This window comes from Luteibacter sahnii, assembly GCF_034063545.1.
GTDB lineage: Bacteria > Pseudomonadota > Gammaproteobacteria > Xanthomonadales > Rhodanobacteraceae > Luteibacter > Luteibacter sahnii.
The window spans coordinates 80,413-96,350 of record NZ_JAQLOK010000002.1; the positions used below are offsets into that span (position 1 = coordinate 80,413).

The 15,938-nt window shown below is 65.7% G+C and carries 12 protein-coding genes and 1 pseudogene; 8 read left to right on the forward strand and 5 right to left on the reverse strand.

Annotated features, from left to right (window positions below):
• Window positions 1-13: 13 nt before the first annotated feature.
• The 6 genes from PI246_RS05605 (at window position 14) to pilH (ending at window position 7,949) form a co-directional block, all read left to right on the forward strand.
• The gene (locus PI246_RS05605; protein ID WP_320550328.1) at window positions 14-2,863 is read left to right on the forward strand and encodes a 2-oxoglutarate dehydrogenase E1 component; all 2,850 of its coding nucleotides are present in this window, start codon (window positions 14-16) and stop codon (window positions 2,861-2,863) included.
• 7 nt (window positions 2,864-2,870) lie between these two features.
• Complete coding sequence (odhB, locus tag PI246_RS05610) at window positions 2,871-4,061, forward strand: 2-oxoglutarate dehydrogenase complex dihydrolipoyllysine-residue succinyltransferase (protein ID WP_320550329.1); 1,191 nt, start codon at window positions 2,871-2,873, stop codon at window positions 4,059-4,061.
• Between the two features lie 109 nt (window positions 4,062-4,170).
• Window positions 4,171-5,598 (forward strand): dihydrolipoyl dehydrogenase, encoded by a 1,428-nt coding sequence (gene lpdA, locus PI246_RS05615; RefSeq protein WP_320550330.1) that lies wholly within the window; start codon window positions 4,171-4,173, stop codon window positions 5,596-5,598.
• A gap of 245 nt (window positions 5,599-5,843) precedes the next feature.
• Window positions 5,844-6,446 carry an LOG family protein gene (locus PI246_RS05620; RefSeq protein ID WP_320550331.1) on the forward strand — a complete coding sequence of 201 codons (603 nt, stop codon included), beginning with the start codon at window positions 5,844-5,846 and terminating at the stop codon, window positions 6,444-6,446.
• A gap of 13 nt (window positions 6,447-6,459) precedes the next feature.
• A complete protein-coding gene (locus PI246_RS05625) occupies window positions 6,460-7,458 on the forward strand; it encodes an acrylyl-CoA reductase family protein (protein WP_320550332.1) in 999 nt (332 codons plus the stop codon).
• A gap of 125 nt (window positions 7,459-7,583) precedes the next feature.
• On the forward strand, window positions 7,584-7,949 hold the full coding sequence (gene pilH, locus PI246_RS05630) for a twitching motility response regulator PilH (protein WP_320550333.1): 366 nt from the start codon (window positions 7,584-7,586) through the stop codon (window positions 7,947-7,949).
• Window positions 7,950-8,001: 52 nt separating this feature from the next.
• Here pilH and PI246_RS05635 read toward each other — a convergent pair whose 3' ends face one another.
• Both PI246_RS05635 and PI246_RS05640 read right to left on the reverse strand, forming a co-directional pair.
• Window positions 8,002-8,916 (reverse strand): DnaJ C-terminal domain-containing protein, encoded by a 915-nt coding sequence (locus PI246_RS05635; protein ID WP_320550334.1) that lies wholly within the window; start codon window positions 8,914-8,916, stop codon window positions 8,002-8,004.
• Between the two features lie 106 nt (window positions 8,917-9,022).
• Window positions 9,023-9,475, reverse strand: coding sequence for an Hsp20/alpha crystallin family protein (locus PI246_RS05640; protein ID WP_320550335.1), 453 nt, complete (start codon window positions 9,473-9,475; stop codon window positions 9,023-9,025).
• Between the two features lie 151 nt (window positions 9,476-9,626).
• On the opposite strand from PI246_RS05640, the gene PI246_RS05645 reads away from it, so the two are divergent.
• Window positions 9,627-10,109, forward strand: coding sequence for a peroxiredoxin (locus tag PI246_RS05645; RefSeq protein WP_320550336.1), 483 nt, complete (start codon window positions 9,627-9,629; stop codon window positions 10,107-10,109).
• Window positions 10,110-10,243: 134 nt separating this feature from the next.
• Window positions 10,244-11,603 (forward strand): annotated as a pseudogene (locus PI246_RS05650) (IS3 family transposase).
• 51 nt (window positions 11,604-11,654) lie between these two features.
• On the opposite strand, the gene gyrA reads toward PI246_RS05650, so the two are convergent.
• The 3 genes from gyrA to mtnA all read right to left on the reverse strand — a co-directional run bounded on the left by gyrA (window position 11,655) and on the right by mtnA (window position 15,850).
• Window positions 11,655-14,285 (reverse strand): DNA gyrase subunit A, encoded by a 2,631-nt coding sequence (gene gyrA, locus PI246_RS05655; RefSeq protein ID WP_320550337.1) that lies wholly within the window; start codon window positions 14,283-14,285, stop codon window positions 11,655-11,657.
• A gap of 141 nt (window positions 14,286-14,426) precedes the next feature.
• Window positions 14,427-14,840 carry a GtrA family protein gene (locus PI246_RS05660; RefSeq protein WP_320550338.1) on the reverse strand — a complete coding sequence of 138 codons (414 nt, stop codon included), beginning with the start codon at window positions 14,838-14,840 and terminating at the stop codon, window positions 14,427-14,429.
• Window positions 14,837-15,850, reverse strand: a complete 1,014-nt coding sequence (gene mtnA, locus PI246_RS05665) for an S-methyl-5-thioribose-1-phosphate isomerase (RefSeq protein WP_320550339.1) — start codon at window positions 15,848-15,850, stop codon at window positions 14,837-14,839. The genes PI246_RS05660 and mtnA overlap by 4 nt, the downstream gene beginning before the upstream one ends.
• Window positions 15,851-15,938 lie beyond the last annotated feature (88 nt).

Sequence of the window (15,938 nt, forward strand, 5' to 3'; positions counted from 1 at the left end):
TGCCGGTGGTGACGTGAGCGCAAACCTGATCCGCGAGTTTTCCGAATCCTCCCAACTCGCCGGCGGAAACGCCGATTACGTAGAGCAAGTCTACGAAGCCTGGCTGGCCGATCCTGGCTCCGTCCCGGCCGAATGGGATTCCTATTTCACGTCGTTGAAAGGTCGCGAGGCGGGGGATGTCCCGCATTCGAGCGCCATCGCCCGCATCGAGGCCGCGCAGAAACAGCGCCGCGCCGGCGGTGCCGCGAGCGCCGCGCCGGTGGACGACGCCTACGCGCGCAAGCAGGCCGGTGTGCTCCGCCTCCTCACGGCCTACCGGTCGCGCGGTCACCTCGGCGCCCAGCTCGACCCGCTCGGCCTGACGGCACCCGACATCGACGCGCCGGACCTCGGCCTGGCCTTCCACGGCCTGTCCGACGCCGACCTCGATACCGAGTTCGACGCCGGCACCTTCGCCGGCGGCGGCCAGCGCCTGAAGCTTCGCGACCTGCTCGCGAAGCTCAAGACGATCTACGCCGGCACCGTCGGCGCGGAATTCATGTACATCTCCGACCACGAGCAGCGCGCCTGGATCCACTCGCGGCTCGAAAAGGCCGACGGCAAGCCGGGCCTCAAGAAGGAGGAGAAAGTCCGCGTGCTCGAGGCGCTGACCGCGGCCGAAGGCCTGGAGCGCTACCTGCACACCAAGTACGTCGGCCAGAAGCGCTTTTCGCTCGAGGGCGGCGACAGCCTGATCCCGATGGTCGACGACGTCGTGCGTGCAGCCGGCGACAACGGCGTCAAGGAAATCGTGATCGGCATGGCCCACCGCGGCCGTCTCAACGTGCTGGTCAACATCCTCGGCAAGGCGCCGTCGCAGCTCTTCAACGAGTTCGAGGGCAAGTTCGAGCACGACGACAGCCCGATCCACACCGGCGACGTGAAGTACCACATGGGCTTCTCCGCCGACGTCAAGACCCCGAACGGCGGCGTGCACGTGGCCCTGGCGTTCAACCCGTCGCACCTGGAAATCGTCAACCCGGTCGTCGCCGGCTCCGTGCACGCGCGCCAGATGCGCCGCCGCGACACCGCGCGCGAGAAATCATTGGCGGTGATCATCCATGGCGACGCCGCCTTCGCGGGCCAGGGCGTCAACATGGAGCTCATGCAGATGTCGCAGGCCCGTGGCTTCGCCATCGGCGGCACACTGCACATGGTGGTCAACAACCAGGTGGGCTTTACCACCTCCAAGCGCGAAGACGCCCGCTCCACGCTTTACTGCACCGACCTCGCCAAGATGGTCAATGCGCCGGTTTTCCACGTTAACGGCGACGATCCCGAGGCGGTGATCCAGGTCACCCGCCTGGCCTATGAGTTCCGCACCCGCTTCAAGAAAGACGTCGTCATCGACCTGGTCTGCTACCGGCGTCACGGCCACAACGAGGCCGACGAACCGGCGGCCACGCAGCCGCTGATGTACCAGGTGATCCGCAAGCGCCCGACCACGCGCGATCTCTACGCGCAGGCGTTGGTCAAGGAATCCGTCATCGGTGCCGACGCCGGCCAGACCATGCTCGACGACTACCGCGGCCGCCTCGAAAAAGGCGAGCCGCTGATCTCGATCGATCCGAACCCGCAGCGCGACATCGCCGTCGACTGGACCCGTTTCAGCGGCAACAAGCTGTCGATGGACGTCGACACCGGCGTGCCGCGCGAGACGCTGGGCAAGGTGCTCGACACCCTCCTCGACATCCCGTCCGACGTCACCCTGCACCCGCGCGTCGCGAAGATCTACGACGACCGCCGCAAGATGGCCGCGGGCGAACTGCCGGGCGACTGGGGCTTCGCCGAGAACCTCGCCTACGGCACGCTCATCGCTGAAGGCAACGACCTGCGCGTCGTGGGCCAGGACGCCGGTCGCGGCACGTTCTTCCACCGCCACGCGGTGCTGCACGACCAGAAGAGCGACGACACCTACATGCCGTTGCAGAAGGTCCGCGAAGGCGCCCGCGTGGAGGTGATCGATTCGCTGCTCTCCGAAGAAGCCGTCATGGCCTTCGAATACGGCGAAGCCACCACCTCGCCGGACCAGCTCACGATATGGGAAGGCCAGTTCGGCGACTTCGCCAACGGCGCCCAGGTGGTCATCGACCAGTTCATCAGCTCGGGCGAAGCCAAGTGGGACCGCCTCTGCGGCCTCGCCCTGTTCCTGCCCCACGGCTACGAAGGCCAGGGTCCGGAGCATTCGTCAGCCCGCCTGGAGCGCTTCCTCCAGCTGTGCGCGCTCGACAACATGCAGGTGTGCGTGCCCACCACGCCAGCCCAGGCGTTCCACATGATCCGCCGCCAGCTCGTGCGTCCGGTGCGCAAGCCGCTGATCGTGATGACGCCGAAGTCGCTGCTGCGCCATAAGCTGGCCGTGTCCAGCCTCGACGAACTCGCCCGGGGCCGCTTCCAGCTGGTCATCGGCGAGCATCGCGACGTCGCCGCCAAGAAGGTCAAGCGCGTGGTGCTCTGCTCGGGCAAGGTCTACTACGACCTGCTCGAGGACGCCGAAAAGCGCGGCCTCAGCGACGTGGCCGTGGTCCGTGTCGAACAGCTCTACCCGTTCCCGCGCGCCGAAGTCACGGCCGAGCTGGAGACCTACCCCGCCGCGAAGGAAGTGGTGTGGTGCCAGGAAGAACCCATGAACCAGGGCGCCTGGTTCCAGATCCGTCATCACCTGCAGGCCTGCGTCAACGCCAAGCAGAGCCTCTCGTATGCGGGCCGTTCGCGCTCGCCGTCGCCGGCCGCAGGTCACCTCAACACCCATATCGCCGAACAGACGGCGCTCGTCGAACAGGCGCTCGTCGCGCCGGTCGGCACCGATCACGCAGCGGAGTAAGACAAGCATGTCCATCGAAGTCAAAGTCCCGGTCCTGCCCGAGTCGGTCTCCGACGCGCTCATCGCCACCTGGCACAAGAAGGCCGGTGACGCCGTCAAGCGCGACGAAAACCTGCTCGACCTGGAAACCGACAAGGTCGTTCTCGAAGTACCGGCCCCCGTCGACGGCGTGCTGAAAGAGATCAAGTTCGAGGAAGGTGCCACGGTCACCAGCCAGCAGGTGATCGCCGTCATCGAAGAAGGCGCCGCCGCGCCCGCCCCGGCCCCGGCCGCCGCCGAAGCGCCGAAGGCCGAGAAGGCCGAGGCCAAGGACGCGCCGAAGGGCGTCGACGAACTCTCCCCCGCCGGCCGCCGCGTCGCGGTGGAAGACAACATCGACCCGTCCAAGGTCGCCGGCACCGGCCGCGACGGCCGCGTGACGAAAGAAGACCTGGTCAACGCCGGCAAGGGTGGCGCAGCCCCCGCCGCCGCACCGGCCGCCAAGCCCACGCCGGGCGCACGCCCGGAAGAACGCGTGCCGATGACGCGCATCCGCTCGCGCATCGCCGAGCGACTGATGCAGTCGAAGAACTCGATCGCGATGCTCACCTCGTTCAACGAAGTGAACCTCGCCGAGGTGGTGAAGCTGCGCAAGAGCCTGGGCGAGCAGTTCGAGAAGGCCAACGGCGTGAAGCTGGGCTTCATGAGCTTCTTCGTGAAGGCGGCCACCGAAGCGCTCAAGCGCTACCCGGTGATCAACGCGTCGGTCGACGGCAGCGACATCATCTACCACGGCTACCAGGACATCTCGATCGCCGTATCGACCGACAAGGGCCTCGTTACCCCGGTGCTGCGCGACGCGCAGGACATGTCCTTCGCGGACGTCGAGAAGGGCATTCTCGGCTACGCGAAGAAGGCCCGCGACGGCAAGCTCGGCCTGGACGACCTCCAGGGTGGCACGTTCACCATCACCAACGGCGGCACCTTCGGTTCGCTGCTGTCCACGCCGATCGTGAACCCGCCGCAGAGCGCCATCCTCGGCATGCACACCATCAAGGAGCGCCCGGTCGTCGAAAACGGCCAGGTGGTGGCCGCGCCGATGATGTATCTGGCGCTGTCGTACGACCACCGGATCATCGACGGCCGCGATGCCGTGCTGTTCCTGGTCGACATCAAGAACCAGCTGGAAAACCCGCAGCGGATGCTGCTCGGCCTGTAATGGCCGGCGACCAGGCAATCGTGAAGGCGGGAGTCGAAAGACTCCCGTTTTCATGTCGCCGTCCCCATGTAGGCGGTAGCGATTACCGCCGTTTCACCGGAGCAAGCAAATGAGCGACAAGTTCGACGTCATCGTCATCGGTGCCGGCCCCGCGGGCTATGTGGCCGCGATCCGCGCCGCCCAGCTGGGCCTGAAGACCGCCGTGGTCGACGCCTTCGTCGGCAAGGACGGCAAGGCCGCCCTCGGCGGCACCTGCCTCAACGTGGGCTGCATTCCGTCCAAGGCGCTGCTGGATTCGTCCAAGCAGTTCCATAACCTCACGCACAACTTCAAGGATCACGGCATCACCGCCGAGAATCCGCAGATCGACATCGCCACGTTCATCGGCCGCAAGGACAAGATCGTCAAGCAGTTCACCGGCGGCGTGACCATGCTGTTCAAGGCGAACAAGATCACGTCGTACTTCGGCAAGGGCAAGCTGCTCAAGGGCAACCAGGTCGAAATCACCGGCAACGACGGCGGCACCCAGACGATTTCGGCCACCAACGTCATCCTCGCGTCCGGCTCGGTGCCCATCGAGCTGCCGTTCGCGAAGTTCGACGGCAAGCACATCATCGACAACGCCGGCGCACTCGACCTGCCCGCCGTGCCCAAGCGCATGGGCGTGATCGGCGCCGGCGTGATCGGCCTCGAGCTGGGCAGCGTGTGGAAGCGTCTCGGCGCCGAAGTGACCGTGCTCGAAGCCCTGCCGACGTTCCTCGCCGTGGCCGACCAGGACATCGCCAAGATGGCGGCCCGCGAGTTCGCCAAGCAGGGCCTCGACATCAAGGTGAACGCCAAGGTCACCAAGGCCGAGGTCAAGGGCGACGAGGTGCATGTCGCCTACACCGACAAGGACGGCGCCGAGCAGAACCTCGTGGTCGACAAGCTGCTGGTCGCCGTGGGCCGCCGCGCCTACACGGCGGGCCTCCTCGCGGACGACACGGGCGTGAAGCTCGATGAGCGTGGCCGCATCGTAGTCGATGCGCACAACCACACGGGCGTCGACGGCGTCTGGGCGATCGGCGATGCCGTGCGCGGCCCCATGCTGGCGCACAAGGGCTCGGAGGAAGGCGTGATGGTTGCCGAACTCATCGCGGGCAAGCCCGGACACGTCAACCTCGACACCGTGCCCTGGGTCATCTATACCGAGCCGGAAATCGCCTGGGTCGGCAAGACCGAGGCGCAGCTCAAGGAAGAAGGTATCCCGTACAAGACCGGCGCTTTCCCGTTCGCCGCCAACGGCCGTGCCGTGGCGATGAACGAGGGCATCGGCCAGGTGAAGATGATCGCCCACGCCGAAACCGATCGGATCCTCGGCGTGCACATGGTCGGTCCGGTGGTGTCCGAACTGATCCACGAGTGCGTGGTGGCCATGGAGTTCAAGGGCTCTTCCGAAGACCTCGCCCGCATCGTCCACGCCCACCCGGCGCTGAGCGAAGTGGTGCACGAGGCGGCCCTCGCCGTCGACAAGCGCGCCATCCACAAGGGCAACTGATCGCCCGTTGGCAAAAGCCCGTCCGTGCGTGAGCATGGGCGGGCTTTGTGTTTTTTGGCTTGCGGGTAAAGGGGCGGGGGATGGGAAGTGGGGGGCGCAAGCACGGCCCACTCACGGAGGCGGTAGCGCCCGGTGAACGTCGGCGCGAGCGCAGCGTATCGGGATCGACTCACGCGCTCGACGGGATGACGCCCCCACTTCCCATCTCCCGCCTCCACCCATAGGCACACCACCCGAGGTCCCCCATGCGTAACATCCAAACCCTCTGCGTCTACTGCGGCTCCAGCAGCGGTGCGCGCCCTGAATACACCGACGCGGCCAAGGCCTTCGGCATGCGGCTGGCGCAGGACGGCATCACCCTCGTCTACGGCGGCGGCAAGGTCGGCCTCATGGGCACCGTCGCCGATGCCGTGCTCGCGGCCGGCGGTCGGGTGATCGGCGTGATTCCCCGCCAGCTGGTCGAAAAGGAAGTGGCCCACACGGGCCTCAGCCAATTGCAGGTAGTGGAGACCATGCATGAGCGCAAGACGCGCATGTACGAACTCGCCGATGCCTTCGTCGCCCTGCCGGGAGGTTTCGGCACCATGGACGAGATGTTCGAGATGCTCACCTGGGCCCAGCTCGGCCTGCATGCCTATCCCTGCGCCTATCTGGACGTACTCGGGTTCTACAAGGGCCTGTCCGCGAGCATGGATCACATGGTGGCCGAAGGTTTCGTCAAGCGCGAACAGCGCGACCAGGTCTGGTTCGGCGACGACATCGACGCGCTCTTCCATTGGATGACGCACTATGAGTCCGCCTATACGCCGAAGTGGATCACCCCGAGCGCCATCGAGAGTCACCGCTGAAGAGGACTACGCCATGCAGCCGTTTCGCGCCTTCCGCATCCACCAGGACACCACCGGCTACCGCGCGGGTATCCAGACCATCGGCCTCGACGCCCTGACGCCGGGCGAGGTCGTCGTCCGCGCCGAATGGTCGTCGGTCAACTACAAGGACGCGCTCGCCGGCACCGGCAAGGGGAAGATCCTTCGCCAGTTCCCGCTCAACGGCGGTATCGACGTGGCGGGCACGGTGGTGCGGTCCAGCGATCCGGCGTTTCGCGAAGGCGACACGGTGCTGGCCACCGGCAGCGGACTCTCCGAGACGATCGACGGCGGCTATTCGGAGTACGTGCGGTTGCCGTCGGCCACCGTGATTCCCCTGCCCGACACGCTGACCACGCGCGAGGCGATGATCATCGGCACCGCCGGCTACACCGCCGCGCTCGCCCTGCTGCACATGAGCTTCAACCGCCAGACGCCGTCGCTGGGGCCCATCGCCATCACGGGCGCCACGGGTGGCGTGGGCATGCTGGCCATCGACATCTTCAGCGGCGCCGGCTACGAGGTGCACGCCATCAGCGGCAAACCCGACCGTTTCGATGCGCTGCGCTCGCTCGGCGCCAGCGAATGCGTCGATCGCCACACCCTTGCATTCAGCGGGCGGCCGATGGATTCCGCCCGCTACGGTGGCCTGCTCGACAACGTCGGTGGTGACACCCTGGCGGGCTTCCTTCCACTGATCGCGCCGTATGGCAACGCCGCCATCTGCGGGCTGGCCAGCAGCCCGGCACTGCACACCACCGTGATGCCCTTCATCATCCGCGGCGTGAGCGTGCTGGGCGTGGCCTCGGCCGGCAGCCCCCGCGACATCCGCGAGGAGGTATGGCGCCGCCTGTCGGGCGAGTGGCGCCCGCGTCACCTCAATGCCATCTGCACCCGCGAGGTGGGGCTGGACGAGGTCGCCGGGGTGTTCCAGGGCATGCTCGACGGTGGATCGTTCGGTCGCACCGTGGTGCGCCTGGAGGCCGCAGGATAGTCGCCGTTGCGACAATAACGCCGGCCGGTAGAATGACTCCGCCAGAAGCGCATCGCGCGACGACTTTTCGTCACCGGTGTGCCCTACCAAGAAGACACATCGGGCACCGTCCCGGGGGAAAGTGAATGGCTCGTATCCTGATCGTCGACGATTCGCCGTCGCAGTTGCTTGGCATCAAGCGCATCGTTGAAAAGTTGGGCCATGAGGCCATCACCGCCGAGGACGGCGCCGCCGGCGTCGAGGCGGCGCGGCGCGAGCTGCCTGACCTGATCCTGATGGACGTGGTCATGCCCAATCTCAACGGTTTCCAGGCCACCCGCACCATCGCCAAGGAAGACGCGACCAAGCACATCCCCATCATCCTGGTCACCACGAAAGACCAGGACACCGACAAGGTGTGGGGCCTGCGCCAAGGCGCGAAGGCCTACGTGGTGAAGCCCATCAAGGAAGACGAACTCGTGGCCGCGCTCAAGGAGCACCTGCCGGCCTGAGCCCGCTCTGACGTAGGAGCGCGCGCAGGGCGTGCTCCTACCCTTCGGGGCGTCAGCGCCGCGGATCGAACCCGGCGAAGGCATCCTTGAAGTTGGCGTATGCGGCCTGTTCTTCATGCGTTTCCGGCACGGGAACGCGAATATCGAGCACCACGATCTGGTCACCCGGCTCCGAGCCCGGCAGGCCACGGCCTTTGAGGCGCAGCTTACGCCCCGACTGCGACCCGGAGGGAATGCGCAGGTCGACGTGGCCACCCAGCGTCGGCACCGGCACGGTCGCACCCAACGCCGCTTCCCACGGGGAGATCGGCAGCACGTGGGTCACCGTGCGGCCGTCGACGCGGAAGCGCGTATCCTCACGGATGGCGATCTCCAGCAGCAGATCACCCGACGGGCCGCCGCCGGCGCCCGCGTGCCCCTGTCCGGCCAGGCGGATCGTCTGGCCGGACGTGATGCCGGCGGGGATCTTCACCTCGAGCACGCGCTCGCCACCGGACGAATCGTTGAGCACCACGCGGGTCTTACCGCCGGTGTAGGCCGTCTGCAGGTCGGTCTCGATCTTGGCCTGGATGTCACGGCCACGGCGCGCCTGCGCCTGGCCGCGCCCCCGGCCGGCACCACCGCCACCGAACAGGCTCTCGAAGAAGTCGCTGAAATCGCCGCGCCCGGCGCCCATGTCGCCGAAATCGAAGCCACCCCCACCACCCTGCCCCCAGCCCGGCGGCGGACGGAACTGCTCGCCCTGGCGGTAACCGCCGGCGCGAAACTGGTCGTAGGCCCGACGCTTTTCGGGGTCTTTGAGCGCTTCGTTCGCCTCGTTGACCGCCTTGAACTTCTCTTCGGCACCCGGCTCCTTGTTTTTGTCGGGATGGTATTTGCGGGCGAGCTTGCGATACGCCGCCTTGATGTCGGCGTCGCTCGCGTCGGGTTTCACCCCGAGAATCTCGTAGTAATCCTTGAACTCCACAGGCGCTCCTGGGCTTGTGTCGGTTGCCCAACGGCAACATGCCAAATAAAGACAGGCCCGCGGTGGACCAATCCACCGCGGGCCGGATGACCAAGCTTAGACCGAATCAGCCCGCGGCGTTGATCGCGATACGACGTGGCGCGCTTTGGGCCTTCTTCGGAATGGCGATCTCCAGCACGCCGTGACGGCCCGAGGCGGTGATCCCGTCGGCATCGGCACTGTCCGGTAGCGTGAAGCTGCGGCGAAAACCCCCAGTGACGCGCTCGACCCGGGCGTACGTGCCCTCCGTCTGGCTGCTATAGGCCTTGCGCTCGCCCTTGATGCTGAGCACGTTTCGGTCCATCTGGATCTCGATGTCCGCGAGGTCGACGCCCGGCACGTCCGCCAGGATCAGAAACCGGCCTTCCTCTTCGCGGATGTCGACCCGCGGGGCCCAGGCGCTTTCGGCCGGCGTGCTCTGAGCCGAGATATCGCTGCCGAAGACGTGGTCGAAGGCCGCGCGGAGGTCCCCGCCGAACGACGGGCCACGCCGGAACGCGAAGTGACGAATCTGGTTCATCTGTTTGACTCCCTTGATGTTTTTCGGCCCGCTGGCCGTCTGGAATCCAACATATGAGCGCCCCGCGGCGATTCAAGGGGCCGGTTGGCGACGCTTCAGCTTCACGCGCTTCACGTACACTCCGGCCATCCCTCCCACGCAGGCTCGCATCATGACCATCGCTATCGGCGATCGCATTCCTGAAGCCACCGTTGCCGTGTTCGACGAAGGCATCCAGACTCACACCTCCACCGACCTGTTCGGTGACGGCAAGGTCGTGCTGTTCGCCGTGCCGGGTGCGTTTACCCCGACGTGTTCCAACCGGCACCTTCCGGGCTACATCCAGCACATCGATGACTTCGCGCAGCGGGGCGTCAAGGTGTTCTGCCTGTCGGTCAACGACGCGTTCGTGATGGACGCGTGGGGCAAGGAACGCGGCATCCCCGAAAGCCTCACGATGGTCGCCGACGGCAATGCCGCCTTCACCCGGGCGTTGGGCCTGGAACTCGACGGCACGAAGAACGGCATGGGTATCCGGGCGAAGCGCTTCGCCATGTATCTCGAAGACGGCGTGGTGAAGGTGCTCAACGTCGAAGCGCCGGGCGAGTTCAAGGTGTCGTCGGCCGAGTCCATGCTCGACGCGATCGACGGCTGATCCGGACGACGGTTCGCGGACACGGGCCGCTCCTGCCGATAACCACGCAGATCGACGTGCCATGTCAAAAAAAATCCGCCTTTTGAACTGCACCCCAGAAGTTGGACACCCGTCCAATCTCTGGGGTGTTTTTCATGGCGAAGTACGAGGAGCGCTTCAAGCTCGAGGTGGCCCAGCTGGGTGCGCAAGGCGCGATCAGCGTGGTGCAGGTAGCGGCCCGGTATGGGCTGGACTATTCGATGGTGCGCCGATGGGTTGATGTATATCGGCATCACGGGGCAGCGCGCCTGACTAAGCGGTATCGTCGCTACGAGGTCTCATTCAAACGTGAGGTTCTGGAGCGGATACGGGTGGAGGGCCTGTCGATCCGCCAGGCGACGGCGCTGTACGGCATTCCCCATGCGGGGCTGATCGGGACGTGGCAGCGCCAGTATGATCAGGGCGGCCTGGAGGCGCTGGTGCCGGCCAGGGAGCGAAGCCCCCGGATGTCCAAAAAAAATCCCCGGCCTCACCGGCCAAGCCCGACCACGAGAAGACGCGCGAGGAACTGCTCGACGAGCTGGCGTACCTGCGTGCCGAGACTGCCTACTTAAAAAAACTCGACGCCTTAATCCGGCAGAAGCAGGCGACGGCGCGCGCGAAAGAGCGCAGGCCGTCCAAGGATTAAGGCCGCTTCATTCCCTGCCGCTCTTGCTCAAGGCTGCTGAGTTGTCGCGCAGCACGTTCTACTATCAGGTCCGGGCCATGGACTCGGGCGATGATCGGGCGGACGTGAAGGCGCGAATCCAGGCGATCTATGACCGCCACAAGGGCCGATACGGTTATCGACGGATCACCCTGGCCTTGCGCCAGGCGGGGCTGATCATCAACCGCAAGGCCGTGCAACGCCTGATGGCCTGCATGGGCTTGAAGTCGTTGGTGCGCCCGAAGAAATACCGCTCCTACCGAGGGGTGGTCGGCACCATCGCGGCCAATGCATTGCGCCGTCAATTCCACGCCGAGCGGCCCAACGAAAAGTGGGTCACCGATGTGACCGAATTCAAAATCGGCGGCCAGAAGCTGTACCTGTCGCCCGTCATGGACCTCTACAACGGTGAGATCGTGGCCTATCAAACCAGCCCCCAGCCTCGATTTGCCATGGTGCGATCCATGCTGGAAAAGGCTTTCCGGCGCCTCGCGCCATCGGACACACCGCTTCTGCACTCCGATCAGGGCTGGCAATACCAGCAGACGATTTATCGCCAGCTGCTGGCCAGCCGGTCATTGACCCAGAGCATGTCACGCAAGGGAAACTGTCTGGATAACGCGGCCATGGAGAGCTTCTTCGGAACGCTCAAGGCGGAGTTTTTCCACCTCAACCACTTCGCGACCGTCGACGAACTCAAGCGCGGGCTCGACCGCTACATCCACTACTACTACAATCACCACCGCATCAAGCTCAAACTAAAAGGCCTGAGCCCGGTGAAGTACCGGACTCAGGCCTTGGTTGCCTAGCTCAAACTGTCCAACTTTGTGGGGCCAGTTCATTTCGGCGGGTTTGTTCGATCAGGCGTCGGGTGAGTCGCCCTCACCGCCGACCGGCCCCGACTCGACGGGCGGCAGATCGGCCGCCACCTCGTCGGTGGGCGCCTCGCCGTCGAGTTCCGGCTCGTCTTCGGCATCGATGCACACCACGCCGATCAACGTTTCGTCCTTGGGCAGCTTGATCAGCGTCACGCCCTGCGTGTTGCGGCCTACCTGGGCCACCTCGGATACGCGCGTGCGCACCAAGGTGCCCTGGTCGGAGATCAGCATCACCTGCTGCGCCTCGGTCACCTGCGTCGCGGAGACCAGGTTGCCGTTGCGCTCCGAACACTGGATCGCGATAACGCCTTGCGTGCCGCGCCCCTTCTTCGGGAACTCGTCCAGCACGGTGCGCTTGCCGTAGCCGCGCTGCGTGGCGGTGAGGATATCGCCCTCGCCCTTGGCCACGATCAGCGACACGACCTGGGCATCGTCGGACAGGCGCATGCCGCGCACGCCCGTAGCGGTACGCCCCATCGAGCGGACGGTGTCCTCGTCGAAACGTACCGACTTACCGTTGGACGCGAACAGCAGCACGTCGCTGTTACCGTCGGTCATCGCCACGTCGACCAGCGCATCGCCGTCGTCGAGGTTGATGGCGGCCTTGCCCTTCTGCAGCTGGAACGCGAACTCCGTCAGCGGGGTCTTCTTCACCGTGCCCTGGCGGGTGGCGAAAAACACGTAGCAGTTCGGATCGTAATCGCGTACCGGCAACAGCGCCTGCACCTTCTCGCCCTCACCCAGCGGCAACAGGTTGACGATGGGCTTTCCACGCGCGCCCGGGCCCGCCTCGGGCATCTGGTAGACCTTGAGCCAGTAGACGCGGCCGGTGCTGGTGAAGGTCAGCAGCGTATCGTGCGTGTTCACCACCCACAGCTGCTGCACGACGTCTTCGTTCTTCAACGCCGACGCCGAACGTCCCTTGCCGCCGCGACGCTGCGCGCGATAGAGGCTGGCGGGCTGCCGCTTGATGTAACCGGTGTGCGAGAGCGTGACCACGACGTCTTCCGGCGCGATCAAGTCGAGGACGTTGAGGTCCTCCTGCGAATGCTGGATCTCGGTGCGGCGCGCATCGCCGTAATCGGTGCGGATCTGTTCGAGTTCCCCGCGGATCACTTCGAGCAGGCGCGACGGGTTTTCGAGAATCTCGATGAGCCCGCGGATCGTCTCGAGGATATCGCGGTATTCATCGGAGAGCTTGTCCTGCTCCAGGCCCGTGAGGCGGTGCAGGCGCATCTGGAGAATTTCGGTCGCCTGCGCCTCGGACAGCTGGTAGCCGTCGTCGCGCAGGCCATCGCGCGGATCCATGTCTTCCGGACGCGAGGCGGCGGCACCCGCTGCACCGAGCATCGCGCGCACCATGCCAGGCTCCCAACGACGTGCAACCATGCGCTCGCGGGCTTCCTGGGACGACGCCGACGTGCGGATCAACTCGATCATCTCGTCGATGTTGGCGAGCGCGACCGTGAGGCCTTCGAGGATATGGGCGCGCTGGCGGGCCTTGCGCAGCTCGAAGATCGTGCGGCGGGTCACGACCTCGCGCCGATGGCGGATGAAGGCCTCGAGGATGTCCTTGAGGTTGAGCAGCTTCGGCTGGCCGTCGAGCAGGGCCACCATGTTGATGCCGAAGGTGACCTGGAGCTGGGTCTGCTGGAACAGGTTGTTCAGCACCACATCGGCCATCGCGTCGCGGCGGATCTCGATGACCACGCGCATGCCGTCCTTGTCGGATTCGTCGCGCAGCTCGCTGATGCCCTCGAGCTTTTTCTCCTTCACCAGCTCGGCGATCTTTTCGATCAGACGCGCCTTGTTCACCTGATAGGGCAGCTCGTGGACGATGATCGTCTCGCGCCCGTTGGCTTCGGTTTCGATCTCGGTGCGCGCACGCACGAGGATGCGGCCCCGACCGGTGCGATACGCCTCGACGATGCCCGACGAGCCGTTGATGATGCCGGCGGTGGGAAAGTCGGGACCCGGGATGTGCGCCATCAGGTCGTCGATGCCCAGCGACGGCTCTTCGATGAGCGCCAACGTGGCATTGATGACCTCGGTCATGTTGTGCGGCGGGATGTTCGTCGCCATACCGACTGCGATGCCCGCCGACCCGTTAACGAGCAGGTTCGGCACGCGGGTGGGCAACACCAGCGGCTCGCTCTCGCTCTCGTCGTAGTTGGGACCGAAGTCGACCGTTTCCTTGTCGATGTCGGCGAGCAACTCATGCGTGAGGCGCGCCATGCGCACCTCGGTGTATCGCATGGCCGCCGCGTTGTCGCCGTCGACCGAACCGAAGTTGCCCTGGCCGTCGACCAGCATGTAGCGCAGCGAGAACGGCTGGGCCATGCGGACGATGGTGTCGTAAACCGACGCATCGCCATGCGGGTGGTATTTACCGATCACGTCACCGACGACGCGTGCCGACTTCTTGTAGGGCTTGTTCCAGGCGTTGCCCAGTTCGTTCATGGCGAACAGGACGCGTCGATGCACCGGCTTGAGGCCGTCGCGCACATCGGGCAGCGCACGGCCGACAATGACGCTCATCGCATAGTCGAGGTAGCTCTGGCGCATCTCGTCTTCGATGTTGACGCGAATGACTTCTTTGGCGAGTTCTGCCATCAATCGACTTCCTGGAATATCCGTGAAAAAGCCCCCGCCGACCGCCAGGTGTCGCGGCATGGCGACGGGGTCGACCCAACCTTGCGAGAATACCACAAACAGCCTCGAAAAGACAGCGAAAAATCTCGCAAAATCAGTAACTTAAACTTCGGTTTTGACGGTGTTGAAAAGCACCGTGCGCGCCAATAGGAAGTTAGCGGCGGCGCCCGAGACCGAGCCGGCGGCAACCGCCACCGCAGGCCAGGCGCGCAGGGCCGGAAACAGGTGCAACACGAGCACGTAGGCGCCGTTGTTGAAGGCCGCGCCGACCATCATCAGGCCGATCCAGTGCAGCCACTCGCTGCGGCCGTCACGACCCGACTCGCGATGCGCGAACGTCTGATGTCGGCTCCACCACCAGGTGAACGTGGCTGCGGCGAGAAACGACACCACGCGGGCACCGTAGACGTTCCATTCCGCCAGGCGCACCAGCGCCTGCGCGATGCCGCCATCGATGACGAAGCCGATCAGCCCGCCCAGGGCGAACAGGGAAAACTCGCGACGCAGGGGCGTCACGGAAACATGATCCGCATCTGCTCTTCGTCAGGCTTCAGGATCACGCCGCGCTCGGTGACGATCGCATCGATGAGCTCGGCCGGCGTGACGTCGAAGACGGGGTTCCAGGCGTCGGCCCCGTCGATGACCGTGCGCATGCCGCCGACCGATAGCAACTCGGTGGCGTCGCGCAATTCGATCTCGATGTCACTGCCGGTGGCCGTTGCCATGTCGACGGTGGTCGACGGCGCCACCACCATGAACTTCACGCCATGGTGGCGGGCGGCGATGGCGAGTTGGTAGGTGCCGATCTTGTTCGCCGTGTCGCCGTTGGCGGCGATCCGGTCGGCTCCCACGATCACCCACTTGACTCGCCCGTGCGTCATCAGGTGCGAGGCGGCGGAATCGGCGATGAGCCGCGCGGGGATGCCGTCGCGCACGAGTTCCCACATGGTCAGGCGGGCGCCTTGCTGCCAGGGACGGGTTTCGCCGGCGTAGACGTGTTCGATGCGGCCGGCCTCGACGCCGGCGCGGATCACGCCCAACGCGGTGCCATAGCCAGCCGTGGCCAGCGATCCGGTATTGCAGTGGGTGATGACGTCGGAGCCGGCCTCGATGAGCGCCGCGCCGAGTTCACCCATGTGGCGATTGGCGGCGAGGTCTTCGTCCTGGATCGCCTGCGCCTCGCGTTCGAGTGCGTCCGCGCCGGCTCCGACATCGATGCGCGCCTTCATGCGGTCAAGCGCCCACATGAGGTTGACCGCGGTGGGCCGGGCCGCGCGTAGCGTGGCGAGCGACGTGGCGAGGTCTTCGCCCGTCTTCGCCGCCAGCACCACGCCCCAGGCCGCCGCGATGCCGATGGCCGGCGCACCGCGCACGGCCAGATCGCGAATGGCGCGGGTGACGTCGCCCGAATTCACGCAATCGAACCAGTGTTCCTCCGCCGGGAGGCGACGCTGGTCGAGCAGGCGGAGGCGATCGCCGTGCCACTGCACGGCGCGAATGGAGTCGTGGGAGGGAGCGGTCGTCATGTGTGGATTATCGCATGCCGACCGTTACCGGCGCCGCGCGGTCGGCGACGCCATCGAAGCGCTTCCGGCGAGCCGCGAGATGATGCCG